The 23913-nt window shown below is 69.3% G+C and carries 25 protein-coding genes; 7 read left to right on the top strand and 18 right to left on the bottom strand.

The genetic code is table 11. The features are described 5' to 3' along the window. Positions 1-287 precede the first annotated feature (287 nt). The 3 genes from lysA to arfB are packed head-to-tail and all read left to right on the top strand — an operon-like array spanning position 288 to position 4684. A complete protein-coding gene (gene lysA, locus ACQW02_RS20525) occupies positions 288-1625 on the top strand; it encodes a diaminopimelate decarboxylase (protein WP_431281764.1) in 1338 nt (445 codons plus the stop codon). Continuing rightward, positions 1622-4228 carry a DUF4175 domain-containing protein gene (locus ACQW02_RS20520; RefSeq protein ID WP_431281763.1) on the top strand — a complete coding sequence of 869 codons (2607 nt, stop codon included), beginning with the start codon at positions 1622-1624 and terminating at the stop codon, positions 4226-4228. The genes lysA and ACQW02_RS20520 overlap by 4 nt, the downstream gene beginning before the upstream one ends. 36 nt (positions 4229-4264) lie before the next feature. Beyond that, a complete protein-coding gene (gene arfB, locus ACQW02_RS20515) occupies positions 4265-4684 on the top strand; it encodes an alternative ribosome rescue aminoacyl-tRNA hydrolase ArfB (protein ID WP_431281762.1) in 420 nt (139 codons plus the stop codon). Here the strand turns inward: arfB and ACQW02_RS20510 are convergent. From ACQW02_RS20510 to rpsF, 18 genes are all read right to left on the bottom strand, one after another. Continuing rightward, entirely contained in the window at positions 4676-5392 is a 717-nt protein-coding gene (locus tag ACQW02_RS20510; RefSeq protein ID WP_431281761.1) for an SDR family NAD(P)-dependent oxidoreductase, read from the bottom strand. The two genes, arfB and ACQW02_RS20510, sit on opposite strands and share 9 nt — an antisense overlap. Further along, positions 5389-6852 (bottom strand): amidophosphoribosyltransferase, encoded by a 1464-nt coding sequence (gene purF, locus ACQW02_RS20505; protein WP_431281760.1) that lies wholly within the window; start codon positions 6850-6852, stop codon positions 5389-5391. The genes ACQW02_RS20510 and purF overlap by 4 nt, the downstream gene beginning before the upstream one ends. Positions 6853-6922: 70 nt before the next feature. Continuing rightward, entirely contained in the window at positions 6923-7483 is a 561-nt protein-coding gene (locus ACQW02_RS20500; RefSeq protein WP_431281759.1) for a CvpA family protein, read from the bottom strand. A 34-nt stretch (positions 7484-7517) separates the two neighbouring features. Beyond that, the gene (radA, locus tag ACQW02_RS20495) at positions 7518-8927 is read right to left on the bottom strand and encodes a DNA repair protein RadA (protein WP_431281758.1); all 1410 of its coding nucleotides are present in this window, start codon (positions 8925-8927) and stop codon (positions 7518-7520) included. A gap of 77 nt (positions 8928-9004) precedes the next feature. Further along, positions 9005-9562: a tautomerase family protein gene (locus ACQW02_RS20490; protein WP_431281757.1), complete on the bottom strand. Its 558-nt coding sequence runs from the start codon at positions 9560-9562 to the stop codon at positions 9005-9007. A 77-nt stretch (positions 9563-9639) separates the two neighbouring features. Next, on the bottom strand, positions 9640-10443 hold the full coding sequence (locus ACQW02_RS20485) for a pirin family protein (protein WP_431281756.1): 804 nt from the start codon (positions 10441-10443) through the stop codon (positions 9640-9642). Between the two features lie 28 nt (positions 10444-10471). Further along, positions 10472-10690, bottom strand: a complete 219-nt coding sequence (locus tag ACQW02_RS20480) for a rubredoxin (protein WP_431281755.1) — start codon at positions 10688-10690, stop codon at positions 10472-10474. Between the two features lie 124 nt (positions 10691-10814). Further along, a complete protein-coding gene (locus ACQW02_RS20475) occupies positions 10815-11477 on the bottom strand; it encodes a GntR family transcriptional regulator (protein WP_431281754.1) in 663 nt (220 codons plus the stop codon). Between the two features lie 126 nt (positions 11478-11603). Next, positions 11604-12566, bottom strand: a complete 963-nt coding sequence (locus tag ACQW02_RS20470; RefSeq protein WP_431285945.1) for an FUSC family protein — start codon at positions 12564-12566, stop codon at positions 11604-11606. Between the two features lie 44 nt (positions 12567-12610). Continuing rightward, positions 12611-13597, bottom strand: coding sequence for an HlyD family secretion protein (locus ACQW02_RS20465; RefSeq protein WP_431281753.1), 987 nt, complete (start codon positions 13595-13597; stop codon positions 12611-12613). 21 nt (positions 13598-13618) lie between these two features. After that, the gene (locus tag ACQW02_RS20460; protein WP_431281752.1) at positions 13619-14392 is read right to left on the bottom strand and encodes an ABC transporter ATP-binding protein; all 774 of its coding nucleotides are present in this window, start codon (positions 14390-14392) and stop codon (positions 13619-13621) included. Beyond that, positions 14389-15132, bottom strand: coding sequence for an MlaE family ABC transporter permease (locus ACQW02_RS20455; RefSeq protein ID WP_431285944.1), 744 nt, complete (start codon positions 15130-15132; stop codon positions 14389-14391). Before ACQW02_RS20455 ends, ACQW02_RS20460 begins: the two co-directional genes overlap by 4 nt. A 41-nt stretch (positions 15133-15173) precedes the next feature. After that, entirely contained in the window at positions 15174-16217 is a 1044-nt protein-coding gene (gene alr, locus ACQW02_RS20450) for an alanine racemase (RefSeq protein WP_431281751.1), read from the bottom strand. Between the two features lie 3 nt (positions 16218-16220). Next, the gene (locus ACQW02_RS20445) at positions 16221-17714 is read right to left on the bottom strand and encodes a replicative DNA helicase (RefSeq protein ID WP_431281750.1); all 1494 of its coding nucleotides are present in this window, start codon (positions 17712-17714) and stop codon (positions 16221-16223) included. 166 nt (positions 17715-17880) lie between these two features. Then, entirely contained in the window at positions 17881-18453 is a 573-nt protein-coding gene (gene rplI / locus ACQW02_RS20440) for a 50S ribosomal protein L9 (protein WP_431285943.1), read from the bottom strand. A 24-nt stretch (positions 18454-18477) separates the two neighbouring features. Beyond that, on the bottom strand, positions 18478-19302 hold the full coding sequence (locus tag ACQW02_RS20435; RefSeq protein ID WP_431281749.1) for a hypothetical protein: 825 nt from the start codon (positions 19300-19302) through the stop codon (positions 18478-18480). Between the two features lie 109 nt (positions 19303-19411). Further along, the gene (gene rpsR, locus ACQW02_RS20430) at positions 19412-19684 is read right to left on the bottom strand and encodes a 30S ribosomal protein S18 (RefSeq protein WP_431281748.1); all 273 of its coding nucleotides are present in this window, start codon (positions 19682-19684) and stop codon (positions 19412-19414) included. A 3-nt stretch (positions 19685-19687) separates the two neighbouring features. Then, positions 19688-20176, bottom strand: coding sequence for a 30S ribosomal protein S6 (rpsF, locus tag ACQW02_RS20425; protein WP_431285942.1), 489 nt, complete (start codon positions 20174-20176; stop codon positions 19688-19690). Between the two features lie 226 nt (positions 20177-20402). Here rpsF and fabD point away from each other — a divergent pair, with 226 nt between their 5' ends. From fabD to fabF, 4 genes are all read left to right on the top strand, one after another. Then, the gene (gene fabD / locus ACQW02_RS20420; RefSeq protein ID WP_431281747.1) at positions 20403-21365 is read left to right on the top strand and encodes an ACP S-malonyltransferase; all 963 of its coding nucleotides are present in this window, start codon (positions 20403-20405) and stop codon (positions 21363-21365) included. Between the two features lie 5 nt (positions 21366-21370). Next, positions 21371-22108, top strand: a complete 738-nt coding sequence (gene fabG / locus ACQW02_RS20415) for a 3-oxoacyl-[acyl-carrier-protein] reductase (RefSeq protein ID WP_431285941.1) — start codon at positions 21371-21373, stop codon at positions 22106-22108. 216 nt (positions 22109-22324) lie between these two features. Then, positions 22325-22561 (top strand): acyl carrier protein, encoded by a 237-nt coding sequence (locus ACQW02_RS20410; protein WP_431281746.1) that lies wholly within the window; start codon positions 22325-22327, stop codon positions 22559-22561. A gap of 43 nt (positions 22562-22604) precedes the next feature. Then, on the top strand, positions 22605-23876 hold the full coding sequence (fabF, locus tag ACQW02_RS20405) for a beta-ketoacyl-ACP synthase II (RefSeq protein ID WP_431285940.1): 1272 nt from the start codon (positions 22605-22607) through the stop codon (positions 23874-23876). Positions 23877-23913 lie beyond the last annotated feature (37 nt).

The following is a 23913-nucleotide window of genomic DNA, read 5'->3' as shown; positions in this document are numbered from 1 at the left end:
GTCGGGCCGATTTCACCCCCCGGCCCTTCGGACCGGATCATCTACCCGCGCGCGTACCCGGCGCCGGACCGGGCGCCGCGCCCAACGGTCCTGGACCCGACGCCCGTGCCGCCGGGCACGACCCCGCCGCCGGCGTGGCCATCCCGGTAAACACCCGCCGGACCTGCCGCCCCGCTGGGCCAAAACCGCCCGGTTTGCGGGCAGCGGCGGCGCCGGGCGCGTAACAGCGGCGCCGCCTGCGCGCTTCTTCCTTTGCAGCGCGGCATGGCGCCCCCATAATTCTGGGCATGGCTTCCCCCTTGCCCGCCGCATTCGGCGATGACCCGTCCTTCGCCGAACTCCTGGCCGCCCGTCCCGGCCTGTCCGCCGATCCCCTGGCCGGCCTCATGATGGAGGAAGTGGCCCTTGCCCGCATCGCCGCGGCCGTCGGCACCCCCGCGTGGGTGTATTCGGCCGGCACGCTGCGCCGCCGCCTCGCTGCCCTGCGGGGCGCCCTGGATGGCGCCGGGCTGAACGCCACCATCCATTACGCCATGAAGGCCAATGACAACCTGGCCGTCGTCCGCGTCCTGGCCGCCGGCGGCGCCGGGGCCGACGTGGTCAGCGAGGGCGAATTGCTGGCCGCCCGCGCCGCCGGCGTGCCCGCCTCCGCCATCGTCTTCTCCGGCGTCGGCAAGACCGAGGCCGACCTGCGCCGGGCGCTGGCCGAGGACATCTTCCAGATCAACGCCGAAAGCGTGGAGGAGATCGAAGCCCTTTCGATCATCGCCACCGCCATGGGCCGCACCGCCCGCGTCGCCCTGCGGGTGAACCCCGATGTGGATGCCAAGACCCACGCCAAGATCACCACGGGCCTGGCCGAGAACAAGTTCGGTGTCGCCATCGGCGATGCCCCCGCCATCTACGCCCGCATGGCCGAACTGCCGGGGATCGAGCCCATCGGCATCGCCATGCATATCGGCAGCCAGATCACCGCCGGCATGTCGGCCTATCGCGCCGCCTATGCCAAGGCGGCCGAACTGGTCCGCACCCTGCGCACCGCCGGCCTGCCCGTGCAGCGCGTCGATTGCGGCGGTGGGCTCGGCATCCCCTATCGCGACGAGATCGCCCCCCCGCCGGAGGCCCTGGCCGGCGCCATCAAGGCGACCCTGGGCGACCTCGGCCTGCCCGTGATGATCGAGCCCGGGCGCTGGCTGGCCGGCCCCGCCGGGCTGCTGCTGTCGCGGGTCGTGCTGGTCAAGCACGGGGCCACGCGGCGCTTTGTCGTGCTGGACGCGGCCATGAACGACCTGGCCCGCCCGGCCATGTATGACGCCTGGCACGGCATCCTGCCGCTGGCCCCGGCCGCCCTGGTGGCACCGCGCACCCCGGCCGATATCGTCGGCCCGGTCTGCGAAACGGGCGATACCTTTGCCCGCGACCGCGCGCTGCCGGCGATGAAGGCCGGGGACCTCGTCGCCCTGCTCGATGCCGGCGCCTATGGCGCGACCATGAGCAGCACCTACAACGCCCGCCCCCTGGCCCCCGAGGTCATGGTCGATGGCGACCGTTTCGCCGTGGTGCGCGACCGCCAACCGATCGAGGACCTGCTGGCGCGCCAGCACATGCCGGACTGGCTGACATGACCGACGACCGCCTGGATCGCCGCCGCCGGGCCGCGCGCCTGGCCTTGTGGTGGGAAGCCCTGTGGCCCCGGCTTTGGCCGGTCCTCGGCGTAGGCGGAGTCTTTATTGTCCTGGCGCTGCTTGGCCTGCCACTGGTGCTGCCGCGCTGGCTGCACATGATTGGCTTGGCCGTTTTCGCGGGTCTTCTCGGCTGGGCCGCCTGGCGCGGGCTGCGCGGCTTGCGGGTGCCGGGCCTGGCCGCCGCCGACCGCCGTCTGGAAAAAGCCTCCGGCCTGCGCCACCAGCCGCTGGCCGTGCTGTCGGACCACGCGGCCGGCGACGACCCCATCTCCCGCGCGGTCTGGAGCGAGCACCAGCGCCGGGCACGGGCGATGATCGGCCGCCTGCGCGTCGGCCTGCCGCGCCCGGGGCTGGCCGCGTTGGACCGCCGCGCGCTGCGTGGCGGGCTGGTCGTGGCACTGGTCGGCGCCTTTGGCATCGCCGGCGCCGAAACGCCGGAACGGCTGCGCCGCGCCCTGGTGCCCGGCTTCGAACTGCCGCCGCCCGCCCCCGCCCTGCGGCTGGAGGCCTGGGTGACCCCGCCGCCCTATACCGGCGCGCCGCCCCTCTTCCTCGACCCCGCCGGGGGCAGCGTCAGCGTGCCGGCCGGCAGCCGCGTCCACCTGGCCCTGTCGGGCGGCAGCGGCGGCGTGCCGGACCTGTTGCTGGATGGCACCGCCACCCCGTTCCGTGCGCTCGATGGCTCCTCCTTCGGTGCCGAGGCGCTGGTCGATCGCGGCATGACCGTCGGCATCCGCCGCGACGCCAGCGACATCGCCCGCTGGTCGCTGACCGCGCGCGCCGATTCCCCGCCGGTCGTGGCCTTTGCCGAACCGCCCGGCCGGGCGCAGCGCGGCCTGGCCGTGCGCCTGCCCTGGCGGGCCGAGGATGACTGGGGCCTGGTGACCGTCCGCGCCGAACTCCGCCTGGTCGCGCGCCCCGATGCGCCGGCGCTGGTGGTGGACCTGCCGCTGCCCGCGGCGTCGCCGAAGCAGGCGCGCGGCGCCGCCCAGCCCGACCTGTCCGCGCATCCCTGGGCCGGGTTGCCGGTGCGGGTCCTGCTGGTCGCCGTCGACGGCGCGGCGCAGGAAGGTCGCAGCGACGACGCGACCCTGACCCTGCCGGAACGCGCCTTCACCCATCCTGTCGCCCAGGCGCTGATTGCGCTGCGCCGGGCGCTGTCGGTGGACCCGGACGCCCGCGCCTCCTCCCGCGCCGAGTTGGACCGCATCACCGCCTCGCCCGAGGCCTTCGAGCATGATTCCGCGACCTACCTGGCCCTGCGCGCCGCCCGCGCCCGGCTGGTCCGCGACCGCCGCCCCGAAGCCATCCCTGAGGTCCAGGACATCCTGTGGGAAGTCGCCCTGGCGCTGGAGGAAGGCCGCGCCGACCGGACAGCCCGTGCCCTGGCCGAGGCCCGGCAGGCGCTGCGCGAATCGCTGGACCAGGCCGAACGGCGCGAAGCCGAACGCCGCGAACAGGACGCCCAGAACCCGCCGAACCCGGAACAGCAGGTCCAGCGCGAGGCCGAACGCCAGCAGACCGACGAACGCATCCAGCAATTGCGCGAAGCCATCCGCCGCCACCTGGAAGCCCTGGCCGAACGCCTGCAGCGCGAAAACGCCGAGGCGATGCCCTACGACCCCGCCAACCGCCTGCTGGACCAGCGCGAGTTGGACCGCCGCACCCAGCGCATGCGCGACGCGGCACGTGAAGAACGCAACCGCGACGCCCAGCGCGAATTGGCCGAGCTGGAACGCATGCTCGACAACCTGGAACAGGGCCGCAACAGCCGCGCCGAAAGCCCCGAGCGCCAGCAGCGCCGCGAACGCGGCCAGCAGCAGATGGGCGCGATGCAGGACATGGTCCGCCGCCAGCAAGGGCTACTGGACGAAGGCCACCAGCGCGCCGAGACCGAGGAACAGCGCCGCAACGCCGCCCGCCGCCAGCCCGGCCGCCAGCCCCCCGGCGCCCAGCCGCCCGAAGCCGCCGCCCAGGACCGCGCCGCCGCCGAACGCGACGCCCGCGTGCAACGCGCCCTGCGCCGCGCGCTGGGCGAGGTGATGCAGCAATTCGGCGACCTGACCGGGGAAGTGCCCGACGCCCTCGGCCGCGCCGACCAGGCGATGCGCGAGGCGCAGGAGAACCTGCGCGGCGGCAACGACGCCCGCCCCGACCAGCAGCGCGCCCTGCGCGAATTGGCCGAGGGCAACCGCCAGATGGCGCAGCAGATGCAGCGCCAGTTCGGCCAGGGCCAACCCGGCGGTGAGCCCGGCGAGGAAGAGGGCGAGGACGGCGAAGGCCAGGGCATGGCCGATGGCAGCGAACAAGGCGGCGAGGGCGGCGACACCCCCGGCGACCTGGCCCAGGGCCGCGATCCCCTCGGCCGCCGCGCGCGCGAAGCGCCGGGGGCGGCCGAAAACGGTGGCGATACCCGCGTGCCGGAGGAAGCCGAACTGCTGCGCAGCCGCCGCATCCAGGAAGAACTGCGCCGCCGTGGGGCGGAGCGGGAACGCCCGGCACAGGAGTTGGACTACATCGACCGGCTGCTGAAGCGGTTCTGATTTGCGTGGTGCTGCCTGAACGGGCAAGCAGCACCCATGATCCCCGTCACCAACCGCATCAGCCTGGACGAGCGTGAACTGCACGAGGATTTTCTGCGCGCCTCGGGGGCAGGGGGCCAGAACGTCAACAAGGTCGAAACCGCTGTCCAGCTGCGCTTCGACGTGCGCAATTCGCCCAGCCTGCCGGAAGCCGTGCGCGAACGCCTGGAACGCCTGGCCGGTCGCCGCCTGACCAAGGATGGCGTGCTGATCATCGCCGCCCAACGCCACCGCACCCGTGAACGCAACCGAGAAGACGCGCTGGAACGCCTGCTGGACTTGATCCGGGAGGCCGCCAAGCCGCCACCCCCGATCCGCCGCCCGACGCGCCCGACCCGCGGGTCCAAGGAACGCCGCCTGGAAGGCAAGTCCATCCGCGCCGACGTCAAGAAGGGGCGCGGCAAGCCGTCAGAGTGACGGGCGCACCACCGTCTCGCCCTGCCGTGTCTCCGTCGGCAGGCACAGCGCCACGATCTCCGGCGCCACATCGGCCGGTTGGGCCAGGCTGGACTGGTCTTCGCCCGGCATCGCCGTCATGCGCATCTTCGTCGCCACGATGCCGGGGTCATACAGGTTCACCCGCAGCGGCGACTCATGGGTTTCCAGCGCCCAGCTTTGCACCAGATGCGCCTGGCCGGCCTTGGTCGCGCCATAGCCGCCCCAATAGGCCTTTGGGCGCTGGATGCGGCCCGTGGTGATGACCACCGCCCGCCCCGCCGGCGCCGCCCGCATCGGCGGATCGCAGGTGCGGATCAGCCGCCAGGTGCTGGCCATGTTGACCGCGATCATCTCGGCCCAATCCTTGGGCTGGATATGCGCGACCGGCGTCAGGCTGCCGAGAGCCCCCGCCGCATGCACCAGGATATCCAGCCGCCCGAACCGCGCGACGATCGACGGCCCCAGCATGTCGATCTGCTCGGCATCCTTGATCAGGTCCAGCGGCAGCAAGGTCGCGGAGGACCCCGCCGCACGCACGGCGTCGTCGGTTTCCTCCAACCCGCCCTGCGTCCGCGCGACCAGCACGACCTGCGCCCCGGCCCGCGCCAGTTCCACCGCGACGGCGGCACCGATGCCGCGCGACGCCCCGGTGACCAGCGCCACCTGGCCCAACAATGGACGGATCATTCGGCGACAGCCGGCAGCATCGACAGCGGTCGCGGCGCGTTTTCCTGCGCATCCGGCAACGCGATCGCGTAATCGCCGGTGAAGCAGGCGTCGCAATAGGCCGGCGCATCGCTGTTCCGCCCGGGCTTGCCCAGCGCGCGATACAGCCCGTCCAGCGAGATGAAGGCCAGGCTATCCGCGCCGATGATCCGCGCCATCTCCGCCACCGAATGATTCGCCGCCATCAATTGCGAGCGTTCCGGCGTGTCGATGCCGTAGAAACAGGAATGCGTCGTCGGCGGGCTGCTGATGCGCATATGCACCTCGGTCGCACCCGCCTGGCGCACCATCTCGACGATCTTCCGGCTCGTTGTGCCGCGCACGATCGAATCATCCACCAGGATGACGCGCTTGCCTTCCAGCATCGCACGATTGGCGGAATGTTTGAGTTTCACACCAAGATGGCGGATGTGGTCGGTCGGCTCGATGAAGGTGCGGCCGACATAGTGATTGCGGATGATGCCGAGTTCGAAGGGGATGCCTGACTCGGCCGCATATCCCATCGCGGCGGGCACGCCGCTGTCGGGCACCGGCACCACCATATCGGCCTCGACCCCGGCCTCGCGCGCCAATTCCTCGCCAATGCGCTTGCGGGTGCCATAAACGGGCGTGCCCTCGACCACGGAATCCGGCCTGGCAAAATAGATGTATTCGAAAATGCAGAAACGTTCCGGTGCGGCGGCGAAGGGTTTGACGCTGGTCACGCCCTTGTCGTCGATCAGCACGATCTCACCCGGCTCCACGTCGCGCACGAAATCGGCGCCGACGATGTCCAGCGCGCAGGTTTCGCTGGCCAGCACCCAGGATGCGGTGTCGCCCGACCCAAGCCGGCCCAGCACCAGCGGCCGCACGCCGCGCGGATCGCGCGCGCCGATCAGCGCGCCATCATGCAGCGCGACCAGCGAATAGGCGCCCTGCACCTGCTTCAGCGCATCGATCAGCCGATCCACCACCGTATCGTAGAGGCTGGTGGCGATCAGGTGGATGAACACCTCCGAATCCGTCGTGGACTGGAAGATGCAGCCGCGCCGCACCAGCGCGCGCTTCAGCCCGACGGCATTCGTCAAATTGCCGTTGTGTGCGACGGCGAAACCACCAAACACGAAATCGGCGTAGAGCGGCTGCACATTGCGCAGCGCCGTTTCACCCGTCGTGGCATAGCGGTTGTGGCCACAGGCCGCCCGTCCGGGCAGCCCCGCCATCACCTTGGCATCGGAGAAATTGTCGCCCACCAGGCCGCGGCCCTTGTGCGCATGGAAGCGTCCGCGATCGAGCGAAACGATCCCCGCCGCTTCCTGGCCCCGGTGCTGCAAGGCATGCAGTCCGAGCGCGGTGAGGGCGGCGGCATCGGTCGCGCCCCAAACTCCAAAGACACCACATTCCTCGTGGAAGTGGTCGTCGTCGTGCGGATTGGTGATCATCGGGGGGGCACCCTTACGCGCAAGCGATGGCACCGGTTCGGGGTTCGATCCGGGGCTTGTCGCACAGCCGTCATGTGCGACTTCTGGCCGGCGGCCGCAACAGGTCCTCTTGCGTCGGCACCCGCCTGCTGGGCAGGTCTGGCAGGCGCGGACGGTATTCGGCCGGCATTCGATTCACCATCCAATCGGCTGCTTCCGCGACATGTGGCAGCGCGCGCGCATCGCGCACCGCATCGGGCCACTTGTCGGCGGTCGGCACGAACAGCCCGCCGACCACATAGGCCAGGATCGCCAGGAAGGCCCCGCGCGCGATCCCGAAGGGGATGCCCAGCGTGCGATCCAGCCCGCCCAGCATCGACCGCTGGATATGGCCGGAAATCCAGCCGATCAGCAGCTTCAGCACCACCAGCGTGATGAGGAACACGCCGCCGACGGCCAAAACCTCGGCCAGCCAGCGCGGTTCGACATAGGGCAGCAGCATCGGCAGCGTCTGTGGCTGCAGCAGGAAGGCCAGGGCGACAGCCCCGACCCATGCCGCGACTCCCAGCACCTCGGCCACCAGGCCGCGAAAAAAGGCAATGATCGCCGAAAGGGCCATTACCACCAGCAGAGCGATGTCGACCCAGGTCATGCGCGCCGGGGTATAGCGGGCGCGTAACGTGGCGTCACGCCTTGGTCGCGGGCTTCTTTTTTGGATCGATAAAAGGGGCGACCAGATCCGCCAGATGGCCGATTTCCCGGACGGTCATGCCGTCAGGTGCCACCGGCGTGCGGCCACCGCGTGCCACCCGGCGCGGCAGCACGGCGGCCGAAAAGCCCAGCTTGGCGGCCTCCCGCAAGCGCGACTCGCCCTGCGCCACTTGCCGCACCTCGCCCGACAGGCCGATTTCACCGAAATACACCGCCCCCGCGCTGGTCGGCTTGGCGGTCGCGGCGCTGACCAGGGCGGCGGCGACGGCCAGATCGGCGGCGGGTTCGTTGATCCGCAAGCCGCCGGCGATGTTCAGGTAGACATCGTTCTGCCCCAGGGTCAGCCCGCAGCGCGTTTCCAGCACCGCCATCAGCATCGACAGCCGCGCCGAATCCCAGCCCACCACCTGCCGCCGCGGCGTGCCGCCACCGGGCGTGGGGGAGAGCAGGGCCTGCACCTCCATCAACACCGGCCGCGTGCCCTCAAGCCCGGCGAACACAGCGCTGCCGGCGATATTGCCGCGCCGTTCGGCCAGGAACAGGGCGGAGGGATTGGGCACTTCCTCCAATCCCTGCTCGGTCATTTCGAAAACGCCGATTTCATCGGTCGCGCCAAAGCGGTTCTTGACCGCGCGCAGGATGCGGAACTGGTGGCCGCGGTCGCCTTCGAAATACAGGGTCGCGTCGACCATGTGTTCCAGCACGCGCGGCCCGGCGAGCGCACCTTCCTTGGTGACATGCCCGACCAGCACCAGGGCAAAGCCGCGCGATTTGCACAGGCGGATCAACTCGGCGGCGCAGGCGCGCACCTGGCCGACGGTGCCGGGGGCGCTGTCCAACGCATCGGTCCAGACGGTCTGGATCGAATCGATCACGACCAGGGTCGCCTGGCTCTCATCCTCCAGGCTCGCCGCGATGTCGCGCAGGGCGGATGCGGCGGCCAGCGCCAGCGGGGCATCGGCCAGGCCAAGGCGCAGCGCGCGCATGCGGATCTGCTCCACCGCCTCTTCGCCCGAGATATACAGCACCCGGCCGCCGGCCATCGCCATGCGGGCCGCCGCCTGCAGCAGGATGGTGGATTTGCCGATGCCCGGGTCGCCGCCCACCAGCACTGCCGATCCGGGCACGAAACCGCCGCCCAGCACGCGGTCCAACTCCGTCATGCCGCTGGCGGTGCGGGGGGGCGGCGCCGATGACCCGCGCAGCGCCACGAATTCCACGCGCCGCCCGCCGGCCGCGACCTTGGCCGCGATGCCGGGGCCGCGGGCTTCGGCGGTTTCCTCGACCAGGGTGTTCCAGCCGCCGCAACCATCGCAGCGCCCCTGCCACTTGGCGGCGGTGGCGCCGCAGGATTGGCAGACGAAGCGGGGGGAGGCTTTGGCCAAGCGAAGACCCTTTGGAAACGAACCATGAACAAGATGGCCCGCCCCGGCCCCGGGCGCCACCCCCCTCGGCGTGGTCGTCAGCGCGGCTGGCTGGGTGGCAGCCCGCCGATATCCGCCGGATAGCCGAAGGCCGTGAGCATCCGCGCCTTGGCGGCGAAATAGGCTCGCACCCAGTCAAAACGCGCGCCGGTCTTCGACATGCCGACGCTGCCGGCGATGCTGTCGAGGCTGATCACCCCGCCGCCGGCCCCCCAATTGCCCTCCGTCACCTCATCGATGACGGTCAGGATGCTGCCCCCGGCTCCGGGCTCCTCGGTTCCTGTGGCAGCGAGGATCGCGGCCGCGACCCAGCGATGCACCTCGCCCTTGTGCTCGGCGTTCATATAGCCTTCGGGAATGGTCACATGGACCAGGAAGCGTCCCGGGGCATGTACGAAGCGGGCGCCCGTTTCGCCACCCACCCACCAGTCGCCCTCCGGCACCGCGGTGAACAGCACCGAAGCGAAGGCGCGTCCGCCGTCCGTGCCGGCGCCGCCTTCCATCCGGATCAACACATCGGTCAGGCGCTTGGCGAGATCGGCCTTGGCGGCCTGGTCGAGGCCACCGGCAGGGTAACGGACATCCATGATCGGCATGTCATGCGCCTTTGTGATGATGGGGTGGGCAAACCTCATGCCCAATCGGTGCCGCGAGCAGGACGGCAAAGCATGCGCTAGTGACCGGCATGACTGCCCTCCCAGGCCTTGATGGTGGTGTCGTCGACCATGATCGTCTCGACGATCAGCACGTCGGTATCGTCCTCGACAATCTCCAGGGAGATCTCGTCGACGTCCCAAACTCCCGTGCTGTCACGACGGCCGAGCGCCATCCCCCCACAGATCACCGCGCCCTCGCGCACGAAGACATAGAGGCCGTGCGACCGCGTGCGGGGCCGGTACGGGAAACTACGCCCGGCATCGGCGATCAGCCGTGAAACGCGGAGGTCCTGGGGGATCGGCAGGGCCTCGTCGCTGTCGCCGACAAGCTGCACGAGGTCGTTGCGTCGTTTCCGGAAATCGAAATGGCCGCGATGGTAGCTCGGCGGCAGGAAGAGCTGCCCCGGAAGCGCCCAGAGATAGATGACGTGCATATCCTCTGGCGTGACGCTCAGCTCCGCATGCTTGCCGCCGGAGCCAGCCGAGAAAACGTAGTAGTCCCCGGCTGTCAGCCGATCGACCATGCCCGCGCCCGCGGTGTTGATATGAGTCAGATCGCCCGCGAAGACGAAGGCACAGATGACGAAGTTATGGTGCGGATGCATGTTGTAACCGCAGCCGGCACCGTGAAAAACCTCATCGCCGAAGACGCGGACCGGACCGAAGCCGGGCCGGCCGGTCTGGTAGTCATGGAAATTGAAGCTTGAGGCGCGGGTGACGAAGCCATCGGGATGGCCGGCGATATAGGACGCCCGTGACCCATCGGATGTGATCATGTCGTGGCCGCGCTCGGCATTGCGGATGACAAACGAATTGCTCATGGCCCGGGTTCCTTTCTTTGCTGAGGGCTCAGGCGGTGCGGGCGAGGTCGGCGCCGCCGGCGGCATAGCCAATCGCGATCATCTCGAACGCGTGCTTGGGGGTGCCGCAGTCCGGACAGACCCAATCGTCCGGGATGTCGGCCCAGCGTGTGCCGGCCGCCAGGCCGTGCTCCGGGAGCCCGAGCGCCTCGTCGTAGGAAAACCCGCAGCCGAGACACAGCAGCCGCTTGAGGGGTTCGAGATCCATGGTCGTCTCCATCATGTAATGCGTAACGCGCTACGTGTCGCGTGTGACGCGCTACTGGGCTTGCTTCGTTGGTCGCGCAAGCCGAAAATTCGCGATCCTGGGCAAAAAGACGAAGCTCGGCGGACTACCGGGCTTTCGCGGAGGCGCGCGCCAATTGCAGCAGCGCCTCGGTGAAGATCGGCTGCCAGGAACGGATATGGTTCCTCAGCAGCCCGCGCAGGCTGTCGGCGTCGCCGATCTCCACCAATTCGATGATCCGATAGTGCTCGCCCACGGATTCGCGCTGGCGCTCCAGGCCCTGCTCGGAGCCGATGCCATAGAGGCGCATCTTGTCCCGCAGCGTCATCACGGTCTCAGTGAGCAGTTCATTGTCGGCGAGTTCGGTCAGCGCCTGATGGAAGCGACGATCCGTCGCGAGATAATCCGCAACACTGCCGGCCCCGACAGCACGCTCGACATCATTGGCGAGTATCCGCAGCGGCCCGAGATCCTTCTTGCGCTTCAGGGCCACGATCTCCGCCGCATAAAGCTCGACCAGTTCGCGCATGTCGAACAGATCGCGCAACTGCGCCAGGCTTGGCTCGACGACCTTGAATCCCCGATTGCGCAGGGGTTCGATGAGCCCCATGCGCGCGAGTTCCAGCAAGGCCTCGCGCACCGGCGTCGTCGAGACGCCGAGCGTCGCCGCGAGGCTGGGGACGGAATACATGACGCCCGGCGCGCTCTCGCCGGAGATGATTTCGGAGCGCACCTGCTGGAGCACCTGCTCCCGCAAATTGCCATCCATCGGTCGTTCGAGTGTTGTCGGCATGACAAATAGGTAGCGCGCTACTTCGGGAATTACAAATAATCTGCGATGTCCGATGGCATGCTATTCTGGAGCCGCCGCGGGTCCGGCGGCGACGCGCCCCTGTTACGTTCGCGACGCCCGGGCCGGCGTGGTCAGGGCCCCAGCCAGCAAGATCAGGCAAACCCCCAGCACCACCCCGGCCAGCCGGTCCAATGCCGGCAGCAACATGTCCGGCGGCCCGCTGCCGGACACGATCGCGATGATGAAGGCCACCCCCGCCTGCGTGCCGACATAGGCCGAGGGCCCGCCGCCGTGATGGATCGTGGAAAACAGGAACACCCCGATCGTCAGCGCCCCCAGCCACAGCATCAGGCTATCGGTCCCGACCAGCACCACCGCGATGCCGCAGGCGGCCCCCAACGCGCAGCCCAACAGGCGCTGCCGGCCGCGCAACCCCTGCTGGGTCACGTCCTTGTCCAGCACCACGATGGCGGTGACCGCCATCTGCACCACCTGCGGCACGTCGAACGCCTGCCAGGTCACCATGACGAGCACCGGCAGCAAGCCACCGATCAGTGCCACCTGCCGCAGCGCGGCGGGGCGTTCGACCGTGGCCGGCGCGGCCCCGCGCGCGGCGGCGATATCGGCGGCGATCGGCCCGCCCAGCACCGCACTGACCAGGGTCGCGACGACCACGCCGGTCAGGATCTCCAGCGCCCGCCATTGGGCAAAGGCCAGCAGCCCATAGGGCGTGGCCGCCGACTGCATCACCACCATCATCATGGTGATGCCGCAGTAGAGCCAGCCGTAGCCATGAACGCTGGCAAAGCGCTGCCGCGTCGCCACCGTGCCGATCGCGAACAGCAGCACCAGTTGCAACACCGGCAGCCCCGCCACCATCGGCGCCACCGCCAATCCCAGCGCCAGCCCGATCACCGTGCCCAGCAGCCGCTGCACCCCCTTGGACCACAGCGCCTGGCGGTGTTCGTTCGACACCACCCAGGCCGTGAGCGCCGCCCACCACGGGTCATCCAGTCCCAGCAACAGGGCCGCCAGCACCGAACAGGCGACGGCGGCCGAGGTGATGACCCCCTGCCGCGCATGCCAGGTGCCGATCAGAAGAACACCATTCAGAAGAACACCAGCACGCGGGCCGTCGCGCCATGGAACCGGGATGCATCGGCCGGCAGGTCGGGCAGCACGATCTCCACCGGAAAACGCTGCGGCAGGCGGATCCAGTCGGTGTCCAGCGGGACATAGGGGATCACCCCGGCGGTCACGCCATCGGGCGTGCTGGTGACGGCGGTGGCGATGCTGCGGACCACGCCGCGATGCGGCCGCCAAGGCTGGTTGCCGAGCGTGACCCAGACGGTCTGGCCCGGGGTGAGGCGGGCCATATGCCGCTCCGCCACATTGGCGATGACCCGCCAATCCGCGTCGGTCACCAGCAGCAGCACCGGCACGCCCTGCGCCAGGTTGTCGCCCGGCCGCGCGGTGAAGGGTGCGACGCGCCCCGCGATCGGCGCCGTCAGGGTGGTGCGGCTGAGGTTGTAGCTCGCCTGGTCACGCGCGGCCGCGGCGGCGGCGACCTCCGCCGCCCGCACCGTCACCAGCCGGTCGGCCACGGCGGCCGCGGCCTCGGCGCGTAGCATGGCGCCGCGGCCGACATCGGCATCGCGCGTCGCGTCATCGACCCGCTGGCGCGGCGCGTCGCCGGAGGCCGCGAGTTCCTGCTGCCGCCGCAACACCGCCTCGGCATCGGTCAATGTCGCGCGGGTCTGGGCCACGACGGCCGTGGCCTCCGCGACCGCCAGGGCCGCGAGTTGGCGGTTCTGTTCGGCCACGTCGTAACCGGCCTGCGCCGTCGCCAGCGCCAAGGCAAAGGGCCGCTGGGTGATGGTCAGCAAGGTGGCGCCGGCGGCGATCTCCTGGCCCGCCCGCACCGGAATGCTGTCGATGGGGCCCGCGACCTCCGGCGCCACGGCGACCAGGGCGCCGACCATCCGGGCATCGCCGCTATAGGCCAACACCAGGGCGGAGACCTGGTAGATCGCCAACAGCAGCGCCGCCACGATCAGCACGCTGCGCGCGACATGCGTCTCGATCCACGTCAGCATGCCGTCACGGACCCCCAGGTGCTACTTGCGCAACTCCATCTGGATCGGCCCCTCGCGCGACCCATTGGCGAACTGGTCCACCATGGCATTGCCGGTCTGGCCCAGGACTCGGGCATCGCCGTTCCAGATCATCTTTCCACGGTAGATCATTGCGGCATCGTCGCCGATGCGGCGCGCGCTCGCCATGTCATGGGTGATCGCGACGGCCGTTGCACCCAGGCGCTTGACCACATCCACGATCAACCCGTCGATCACCGCCCCCATGATCGGGTCCAGCCCCGTGGTGGGTTCGTCGAGGAAGATGATATCCGGCTGCGCCGCGATGGCGCGGGCCAGCGCCACGCGCTTCTGCATGCCGCCCGACAGTTCCGACGGCGACAGGTCGCCGACGCTGCCGGCCAGCCCGACCTGCGCCAAGACCTCGGCCGCCTTGTCCCGCGCCTTGCCGCGCGTGATGCGGTTTTGGGCCAGCAGCTTGAAGCAGACGTTTTCCCAGACCGGCAGGCTGTCGAACAAGGCGCCGTTCTGGAACAGCATGCCCGTGCGATCCGCGATCTCGGTCCGCTGCCGCGCCGTCATGGCGCTGACATCGACGCCATCGATCTCGATCAGCCCTTCGTCCGGCGTGATCAGCCCCATCACGCATTTGATGGTGACCGACTTGCCCGACCCGGACCCGCCCAGGATCACCATGCCATGCCCGGCCCGCACATCCAGGTCGACGCCGTCCAGCACCTGCTTGGACCCGAACGCCTTCTTCAATCCGCGCATGCGGATCTTCGGAACCTCGGTCATCGCGCGAAGAACAATTCGGTCAGCACATAGTCCAGCGCCAGGATCAGGATCGAGGACGAGACCACCGCCGCCGTCGTCGCCTGGCCCACGCCTTGGGCGCCACCCTTGCTCTGATACCCGTGCCAGCAGCCCATCAGCGCGACCACGAAGCCGAAGACCGCGGCCTTCACCAGCCCGGACACGACATCCATCGTCTTCAGCGCATCCAAGGTGGAGACGAGATAAGCGCCCGACCCGAAGCCCAGTTTCGCCGTCGCGATGATCCAGCCACCCATCACACCCAGTACATCCGCCACCATCACCAGCAACGGCAGGGCGATGGTCGCGGCGATCAAGCGCGGCGCCACCAGATACTTCATCGGGTCGGTGGACAGGGTGGTCAAAGCGTCGATCTGGTCGGTCACGCGCATGGTGCCGATCTCGGCGGCGAAACTCGCGCCGATGCGCCCCGCGACCATCAACCCCGCCAGCACCGGCCCCAATTCGCGCGTGATCGACAGCACCACCACGGTCGCCACCGCGCCCTCGGCATTGAAGCGGGCAAACCCGGTGTAGGACTGCAGCGCCAGCACCATGCCCGTGAACACCGCGGTCAGCGCCACGACCGGCAACGAGAAATAGGCGATCTCGACAAAGGCCCGCCACAGCAGCCGCCCATAGAGCGGCGGGCGCACCGCATGCGCCAGCCCGGTGCCGGCGAAAATCGCGACCTCCCCGGCATAGCGGCAGACGCCCAGCATCCCCCGCCCAATGGCGGCCAGCACATCCAACGGGTTCGGCACTACGCGACCCAAACCCGGCGATACCTGGGGCCAAGCCCGGTCAGCATCTCGTACCCGATGGTCCCCGCCGACAGGCCCAGGTCGTCGGCGGACACGCCCTGCCCGATCAGCACCACCCTGTCGCCAGGGTTGGGCCGCGGCGCGTCGGTCACATCGAACGTCAACAGATCCATCGACACGCGGCCCACCAATGGCACCCGGACGCCGGCCAGCATGGCCCAGCCTTGCCCCGAGAGGCTCCGCAGATACCCGTCCGCATACCCCGCGGCAACGGTCGCGATCCGGCTGTCACGTTTCGCAACCCAGGTCGCGCCATAGCCGACGGGGGTTCCTGCGGTAATTTCGCGCAGTTGCACGATAGGTGCCTCAAGCGTCACCACCGGCTGCATCGGATTTTTGTGCCCCGGCGTCGGGTTCAGCCCGTAGAGCGCAGCCCCGGGCCGCGCCAGGTCGGACGCAAACCCCGCCCCCAGGAACATCGCGGACGACGCCGCCAGGCTGCGCTTCACCCCCGGAAACACCGCGGCGACGAAACGATCGCGCTGGATCGCGTTCAGCGGATGCGCCGGCTCATCGGCGCAGGCCATGTGCGTCATGACATAGCGCAGGTCGATCCCCGCCAGCAGCCCCGGTTCCCCGGCCAATTGCCGCTGCTCCGCCGGCGGCAGCCCCAGCCGCGCCATGCCGGTATCCAGTTGCAACAGCGCCGGCCGCCCCAGCCCCGCCCAGGCCCGCACATCGGCCAGGCTGTTCAGCACAGGCCAAATGTCGCAGCCGAGATCGGGCGAAAAGCCGTTCAGCACGGCGATCATCGGCCCGGGGCCAAGCACCTCCCGAAGCGCCAGCCCCTCGGCCTTATGCGCCACGAAGAAATGCGCGCAGCCGGCGTCGCGCAGGGCAGGGGCGATGGCCTCGGCCCCCAGCCCATAGGCATCGGCCTTCATCACCGCCGCGACCGCCTGGCCCGGCTGCACCCCCCCCAAAAACCGCCAATTCGCGACGATGGCGCCGAGCGATACGGTCAGGACCCCGGGGGCACCCACGCGCTAATACTGGTCCGGTTCGTGGGTCTGATCCAGGTCGCCGAAGCGGGTGAACTCGCCTTCGAAGAACAGGTCGATCTTGCCGGTGGGGCCGTGCCGCTGCTTGGCGATGTAAAGCTCGGCGCGATTGTGCACGCGGGCCATTTCCTGCTGCCACTTGTCGTGGGCGGCGTGGAACTTCTCGTCATTATCGAAGTTCGTGGTCTTTGGTTCGCGCTGCGCCAGATAGTAATCGTCACGATATACGAACATCACGACGTCGGCGTCCTGCTCGATCGATCCCGATTCACGCAAGTCCGAAAGCTGCGGGCGCTTGTCCTCGCGCGATTCGACCTGACGCGACAACTGGGACAGGGCGATGACCGGAACCCGCAATTCCTTGGCGATGGCCTTCAGCGCCTGGGTGATCTGGCTGATTTCCTGCACGCGGTTTTCCGGCTTGGTGCCGGCCGCCGGGCGCATCAGCTGCAGGTAGTCCACCACGATCAGGTCCAGCCCCTTCTGGCGCTGCAACCGGCGGCAACGGGTGCGCATCGCGCTGATGGTGATCGCGGGCGTGTCGTCGATGTAGATCGGCAGCGCCGACAATTCCCGGCTGGCGGCCACGAAGCGGTCGAAATCTGTCTGCTCGATCTCACCACGCCGGATGCGGTCGCCGGAGATGCGGGCCTCTTCCGACAACAGACGTGTCGCCAACTGGTCGGCGCTCATTTCCAGCGAGAAGAGCGCGACCCCCGCCTTGGGCACCGCGTTGGGGCCGTTCTTGTCTCGCGCTTCCTGCAACAGCGACTTGGCCGCGCCGAAGGCGATCTTCGTCGCCAGCGCGGTCTTGCCCATGCCCGGACGCCCGGCCAGGATCAGAAGGTCCGAAGGGTGCAGCCCACCCATCTTGCGGTCGATATCCCGCAACCCCGTCGCCAGGCCCGACACGCCCTCGCCGCGCGTAAAGGCCGTCGCCGCGACTTCGACCGCCTGCAACAGCGCGCGGTCAAACCCCAGGAAGCCGCCGCCGGTCGATGAATCCTTGTTGATGTCGAACAGCGCCTGTTCGGCGGCCTCCACCTGGTCCTGCGCGATCAGCCCCTCGGCATCGCCAAAGGCGCGGTTCACCACGGTTTCGCCGAGGTCGATCAACTGCCGCCGCAACCAGGCGTCATGGATCACCCGGCCGTATTCACCGGCGTTGATCACGCCCACGGTCGCGGACAACAGCTGCGCCAGGTAGGCGGCACCGCCGACCTCATCCAGCAGCCCGGAATGTTCGAATTGCGCGCGCAGGGTCACGCCATCGGCGAGTTGCCCGGCCTCCAGCCTGCGCTGGATCGCGCTGTAGATGATGCCGTGGACCGGGTCGGCAAAATGCTCGGAGGAGAGGAATTCCGAGACGCGCTCATAGGCCTTGTTATTGGCCAGCAGGGCGCCGAGCAGGGCCTGTTCGGCCGCCATGTTTTGTGGGGGAAGGCGGGGCTGAAGCCCGGAAGCGGGTAGAGAATCCATATCCCCATCCTAGCGCATGCGCGACGCGCCTGGAGTGGTGCGAAGTGGGGATAACGGGGACAAAGTCGCGCCGGGGCGCGGGGGCGGTGCCCCCGCTTCACTTTGCCGGTCCGGGGGGCGGCGGCCCCCCAGCCGGGGTCCGGGGGCGAAAAGCCCCCGGGTGTGCTTACTCGCTCGCGGCGCCCAGGTCGGCCAGCTCGGCGGCCAGCTCGGCCTCCAGGCTCGCTTCCTCGGCGGCGTCGGCGGCCTTGAGGTCTTCGCCACGGGCCTGCTTCTCAGCCTGCTCCAGGCTGCGGGCGATGTTCACGATCACCGGGATATGCACTTCCGGGTGCAGTTCGACGCGCACGGTATGCAGGCCGACCGCCTTGATCGGCTGCTCCAGCAGCACCTGGGCGCGGGTCACGGTCAAGCCGCCTTCGGTGCAGCCTTCGGCGATGTCGCGCGGGCTGACGGAGCCATACAGGCCGCCGCTCTCACCCGCCTGGCGGATGATCGTGACGGTCAGGCCGGTCACGCGCTCGGCGACGCGCTCGGCCTCGTCACGGCGCTTGATGTTCTGGGCTTCGAGCTGGGCGCGCTGTTCGGCGAACTTCGCCATGTTGTCGCGGCTGGCACGGATGGCCTTGCCCTGCGGCAGCAGGAAGTTGCGCGCATAGCCCGGGCGCACCTTCACGGTCTCGCCCATCTGGCCAAGCTTTTCGACGCGTTGCATGAGGATCAGGTCGATCATCGGGATATCCCCCTTAATCTAAACGGGTTGTCAGGTGGTTCCGCGCGGGGCCCGCGCGGAAAAGTGGTCGAACAGGGCCAGGCCCACCAGGAAGGCGGCGGTCGGGACGCTGAAAATCACAAGCGCCATGTAGCCGGCGCCCAGGATGAAGGGCCGGCCATTGCGCCCGCGCGTGCGGGTGTGGATGACGGCAAGGCCCCGGAACAGCAGCGGCAGCATCAGCACGATGAACAGCGACAGGGTGGTGCCGCCAAAATCATCCATCGCCGCGATGACCAGCGCCACGGCCGGGATCGCCGGATAGAGTTTTGGCAGCATCGCCTCCGACCACGCCGGGCGCGGTGCCAGCGACAGGCCGCGCCGGGCCAGAAACCCCTGCGCGCCGATGCCGTTGACCAGAAGCGCCAGCGCCAGCCAGAAGCCGACGGCGGCCGCCTTGATCCGCACGATATCGGCGACCATCGCGTCACCGGCCGGCAGGCCCATGCGGTCCAGCCCGACCTTGACGATGGCCGTCAGCACCGCTTCCAGCCCGCCATCCCCCGCCAGCAGCAGCGCCGCGAACAGGATCAGCACGGCCGGGTAGATCCCCAGCAGCGCCAATGGCAGCGACCCGTCCAACCGCCCGCGCCGCAGCCCGACCGCGACCAGGATCACGGCCGGCAAGGCAAAGGCCAGGAAATGGATGGCAAAGGGGATGAACCCCCCGGCCGCCAGCAGCGCCGCCGAGGCCACGCCGACCGCCGCGACCATGGCCGGCAGGCCAAAGCCCAACCCCGCCAGGAACAACGGCAACGGTGACAGCCACAGCAGGCCCGGCCCCAGCGGCAGGCCCCGGAACGCCCAAAGCGCCAAGGCGGCAGATACGAGCCCCCCCGCGCCGGCGGCAAGCCAGCGTGGGTCGGCTGCTATGCCCCGGGTGCCCTGAGAAGGGGTCGCCACGCTGCCCATGCCTTCCGGCGTATCAGTCCGCGATCACGTACGGCAGCAGCGCCAGGAACCGCGCACGCTTGATGGCGTTGGCGAGTTCACGCTGCTTCTTGCCGGACACGGCGGTGATGCGCGACGGGACGATCTTGCCGCGCTCCGACAGGAAGCGGGACAGCAGGCGCACGTCCTTGTAGTCGATCTTCGGCGCGTTCGGGCCGCTGAACGGGCAGGACTTGCGACGGCGATAGAACGGACGGCGGGCGCCAACGGCGGCGCGACGGCCGGCGGGGTTCGATTCTTCGGACATCGCTTATTCCTCCCCGCCGCGGCCGCGGTATTCGGGCACGCCCTCTTCGCCGTCATCACGCCCACGGGCGCGGAATTCCTCGCGGTCGTCGCGCTCACGGCCACGGCCGCTGCCGAAACGGCCAGCCGGGCGGGGGCCGCGGAAGCCACGGTCACGCTCACGATCGTCGGCGCGCTTGGCGAGGATGGCCGACGGCGCTTCCTCGATCGCTTCGACGCGCAAGGTCATGTGACGCAGGACGTCTTCATTGAGGCCGAACTGGCGCGCGATTTCCTTTTCCGCGGCGGGCGGGCATTCGATGCCGAGCAGCATGTAATGCGCCTTGCGGTTCTTCTTCACGCGGTAGGCAAGGCCGCGAAGGCCCCAATACTCGCGCTTCTTGATGGAACCGCCCGCTTCGGTGGCGATGGTCGCGACCTGGTCGGCGATGACTTCGACCTGCGCTTGTGTCAGGTCATTGCGTGCGATGAACACGCTTTCGTACAACGGCACCGGTTTTCCCTTCGGCTGGCTCAGCCTGGCTGGCGACCGGCGGGATGCCGGGGGCCAGAAAACAGGCATAGCCGGGCGCGATGCCACGCGCCCGGCAGGGGAGGCGGCTTTGAGCATGTCTTTGCCCGCGCGTGAAGAGGCTTTGTGCTTTCGTCACATTGACACATCCGCCCCCCACCGCTAGGCGCCCGCCGCACCCATAGCCACAAGAAGCGGCCCCTCACACATGGCTCTCGCCTTTGTTTTCCCCGGTCAGGGCAGTCAGGCCCCCGGCATGGGCCGCGACCTCGCCGCCGCTTTTGCCTCCGCGCGCGAGGTTTTTGGCCTCGTCGACGAAACGCTGAAGCAGCATTTGTCGCGCCTGATGTTCGAAGGCCCGCCGGAGGACCTCACCCTCACCGCCAATGCCCAGCCCGCGCTGATGGCCCATTCCCTCGCCGTGCTGCGGGTGCTGGAATCGGAGGGCGGGTTCAAGCTCGCCGACCGCGTCTCCCTCGTCGCCGGCCATTCGCTCGGCGAATACTCGGCCCTGGCCGCCGCCTCCGCCTTCGATATCCCGACCGCCGCCCGCCTCCTCCGCCTGCGCGGCGAAGCGATGCAGGCCGCCGTCCCGGCCGGTGAAGGCGCCATGGCCGCCCTTCTGGGCGCCGACCTCGCCCAGGCCATCGCCATCTGCGAACGCGCATCGGAAGACCCCGAAACCGGCGAAAAACAGGTCGTCGAGGCCGCCAACGACAATGGCGGCGGCCAGGTCGTCATCAGCGGCGCCAAGGCGGCCGTCGAACGCGCCGTCGAGATCGCGAAAACCGATGGCGTGAAGCGCGCCATGATCCTGCCCGTCTCCGCCCCCTTCCACTGCGCCCTGATGGCCCCCGCCGCCGCCGTGATGCGCGATGCGCTGGACGACGCCAGCATCCAGGCCCCCCTGGTCCCCCTGGTCGCCAACGTAAGCGCCGCCAAGGCCACCGACCCCGCAAACATCCGCGACATGCTGGTCACCCAGGTCACCGCCACCGTCCGCTGGCGCGAATGCGTCGCCGCCATGGCCGCCATGGGCTGCGACCGCTTCGTCGAACTGGGCGCGGGCAAGGTCCTGACCGGCCTGGCCAAGCGCAACGCGCCCGATGCCCAGGCCATGGCCTGCGGCACCCCCGCCGAGATCGAGACCGTGCTGAGGAGCCTCACATGACCGCCCTGTTCCGCCTCGACGGCAAGGTTGCCCTGGTCACCGGCGCCACGGGCGGCATCGGCGCCGCCATCGCCCGCGGCCTGCACGCCCAGGGCGCCCGCGTCGCCCTGACCGGCCGGCGGGAAGCCGAACTCCAGGCCCTGGCCACCGAACTCGGCGAAGGGGCTGCGATCTTCCCCGCCGACCTGTCCGACCCCGAGGCCCCGGCCGCCCTGGTCGAGGCGATCGAGGAAAAGCTCGGCGCCCTCGACATCCTCGTGAACAACGCGGGCCTGACCCGCGACGGCTTGGCCCTGCGCATGGGCGACAAGGACTGGGGCGATGTGATCGAGGTCGATTTGACCGCGCCCTTCCGCCTGGCCCGTGCCTCCCTGCGCGGCATGATGAAGCGCCGTTCGGGCCGGATCATCTCGATCGCCAGCATCGTCGGCGTCACCGGCAATGCCGGCCAGGCGAACTACGCCGCCGCCAAGGCGGGCCTGATCGGCATGAGCAAGGCGCTCGCCCAGGAAGTCGCCCCGCGCCGCGTGACGGTGAACGTGGTCGCCCCGGGATTTGTCAAAACCGCCATGACCGATGCCCTGAACGATGCCCAGAAGGCCGGTCTGATGGGGCGCATCCCGCTCGGCCGCATGGGCAACCCCGATGATATCGCCGCCGCCGTCACCTACCTCGCCTCGGCCGAAGCGGCTTGGGTTACAGGGGTGACACTTCATGTGAACGGTGGCATGGCCATGATCTGACCGGGTTCGGGGGTTTGCGGGGGCTGCGCATGCATTCCTCCCCTTGCCCCCGGCCCCTGCGGCGGCTACGCCGCCCCACCATGTCGTGATACGACGCCAGGGCCCGAGGGAATCGCAACAACCGCACCCGCCCGCCACCGGCGCCGCGTCAGGAAACCGCCCAACTCTACCCCACCCACCCCTAATAAAGTCCAATCGGGACAGACAGGACCGCACATGAGCGAGACCGCCGACAAGGTGAAGAAGATCGTCGTCGAGCACCTCGGCGTCGAAGAGTCGAAGGTGACCGACACGGCCTCCTTCATCGACGACCTGGGCGCCGACAGCCTGGACACGGTCGAGCTGGTGATGGCCTTCGAAGAAGCCTTCGCCATCGAGATCCCGGACGACGCCGCCGAGAAGATCACGACCGTCAAGGACGCGATCGAGTTCATCGAGAAGGCGAAGGCCTGAGTCCGGACCGGGGCGGGCAGGAGCAAGCCGCGTGCTAGGTCGTATGACGACCCCGCGCCGCGTCGTGGTCACGGGGATGGGCATCGCCTGTCCCCTGGGCCTGGGTGTGCCGCGCGTGTGGAAACGCATGCTCGCCAGCGAAAGCGGGATCGGCGCCATCCAATCCTTCGACACCACCAATCTGTCCGCGAAGATCGCGGGCCAGGTGCCGGTGGGCACGAAGGCGGATGGCGGGCTCGACCTGAACGAATGGATCGCCCCCAAGGACCAGAAGAAGATGGACCGCTTCATCCAGCTGGCGCTCGTCGCCGCCGGAGAGGCGGTCGAGGACAGCGGCTGGATGCCGGAGGACGAGGAGTCGCGCTGCCGTACCGGCGTGCTCATCGGCAGCGGCATCGGCGGCCTGCCGACCATCTATGAAGCCTCCATCCTGATCAGCCAGGGCAAGCAGCGGCGGATTTCGCCCTTCTTCATCCCCTCGGCCCTGATCAACCTGGCCTCCGGGCATGTCTCGATCCGCTATGGCTTCAAGGGTCCGAACCACAGCGTGGTCACGGCCTGCGCCAGCGGCGTGCATGCCATCGGCGATGCGGCGCGGCTGATCGCGCTGAACGACGCCGATGTGATGGTCGCCGGCGGGGCCGAGGCCGCGGTCAGCGAAATCGGCATGGCCGGCTTCTGCGCCGCCCGGGCGCTTTCCACCAACTTCAACGACCAGCCGACCAAGGGCAGCCGCCCCTGGGACGAGGGCCGCGACGGCTTCGTCATGGGTGAGGGTGCCGGGGTCGTGGTGCTCGAGGAACTGGAACACGCCAAGGCACGCGGCGCGACGATCTACGCCGAGGTCGTGGGCTACGGCATGTCCGGCGACGCCTACCACATCACCGCCCCGGCCGAGGGCCATGAAGGCGCCTTCCGCGCCATGCAGGCCGCCCTGGGCGATGCGCTGCTGACGCCGGCCGATATCCAATACGTCAACGCCCATGGCACCAGCACGCCGCTCGGCGACGACCTGGAACTGGAAGCGGTCGAGCGTCTGTTCGGCGACGATGCCAAGGGCCTGGCCATGTCCTCGACCAAATCGGCGATCGGCCACCTGCTGGGTGCCGCCGGCGCCGTCGAAGCCGTGTTCAGCATCCTGGCGATCCGCGACCGCGTGGCCCCGCCGACCCTGAACCTGGAAAAGCCGTCGCGCGAAAGCGTGATCGACCGGGTGGCGCTCTATGCGCAGGAACGCCCGATCGATGTGGCGCTGTCCAATTCCTTCGGGTTTGGCGGCACCAATGCCAGCGTGATCTTTCGCCGCGCTGCCTGATCCGGCGCGCGGCCCCCTGACAAATCGGGGGGCCGTC

This window comes from Humitalea sp. 24SJ18S-53, assembly GCF_050632385.1.
GTDB lineage: Bacteria > Pseudomonadota > Alphaproteobacteria > Acetobacterales > Acetobacteraceae > Humitalea.
This window is presented reverse-complemented; position numbering and strand designations above follow the sequence as displayed.

Coding starts and splice junctions, on each gene's coding strand:
- fabF (WP_431285940.1), top strand. CDS start 22,605: ATGACGACCCCGCGCCGCGTCGTGGTCACGGGGATGGGCATCGCCTGT.
- ACQW02_RS20445 (WP_431281750.1), bottom strand. CDS start 17,714: ATGGATTCTCTACCCGCTTCCGGGCTTCAGCCCCGCCTTCCCCCACAA.
- rpsR (WP_431281748.1), bottom strand. CDS start 19,684: ATGTCCGAAGAATCGAACCCCGCCGGCCGTCGCGCCGCCGTTGGCGCC.
- ACQW02_RS20410 (WP_431281746.1), top strand. CDS start 22,325: ATGAGCGAGACCGCCGACAAGGTGAAGAAGATCGTCGTCGAGCACCTC.
- arfB (WP_431281762.1), top strand. CDS start 4,265: ATGATCCCCGTCACCAACCGCATCAGCCTGGACGAGCGTGAACTGCAC.
- ACQW02_RS20480 (WP_431281755.1), bottom strand. CDS start 10,690: ATGGATCTCGAACCCCTCAAGCGGCTGCTGTGTCTCGGCTGCGGGTTT.
- ACQW02_RS20520 (WP_431281763.1), top strand. CDS start 1,622: ATGACCGACGACCGCCTGGATCGCCGCCGCCGGGCCGCGCGCCTGGCC.
- lysA (WP_431281764.1), top strand. CDS start 288: ATGGCTTCCCCCTTGCCCGCCGCATTCGGCGATGACCCGTCCTTCGCC.
- ACQW02_RS20465 (WP_431281753.1), bottom strand. CDS start 13,597: ATGCTGACGTGGATCGAGACGCATGTCGCGCGCAGCGTGCTGATCGTG.
- ACQW02_RS20455 (WP_431285944.1), bottom strand. CDS start 15,132: ATGCTGGGCGTCTGCCGCTATGCCGGGGAGGTCGCGATTTTCGCCGGC.
- fabD (WP_431281747.1), top strand. CDS start 20,403: ATGGCTCTCGCCTTTGTTTTCCCCGGTCAGGGCAGTCAGGCCCCCGGC.
- purF (WP_431281760.1), bottom strand. CDS start 6,852: ATGATCACCAATCCGCACGACGACGACCACTTCCACGAGGAATGTGGT.
- ACQW02_RS20475 (WP_431281754.1), bottom strand. CDS start 11,477: ATGGATGGCAATTTGCGGGAGCAGGTGCTCCAGCAGGTGCGCTCCGAA.
- ACQW02_RS20510 (WP_431281761.1), bottom strand. CDS start 5,392: ATGATCCGTCCATTGTTGGGCCAGGTGGCGCTGGTCACCGGGGCGTCG.
- ACQW02_RS20500 (WP_431281759.1), bottom strand. CDS start 7,483: ATGACCTGGGTCGACATCGCTCTGCTGGTGGTAATGGCCCTTTCGGCG.
- ACQW02_RS20490 (WP_431281757.1), bottom strand. CDS start 9,562: ATGCCGATCATGGATGTCCGTTACCCTGCCGGTGGCCTCGACCAGGCC.
- ACQW02_RS20460 (WP_431281752.1), bottom strand. CDS start 14,392: ATGACCGAGGTTCCGAAGATCCGCATGCGCGGATTGAAGAAGGCGTTC.
- ACQW02_RS20485 (WP_431281756.1), bottom strand. CDS start 10,443: ATGAGCAATTCGTTTGTCATCCGCAATGCCGAGCGCGGCCACGACATG.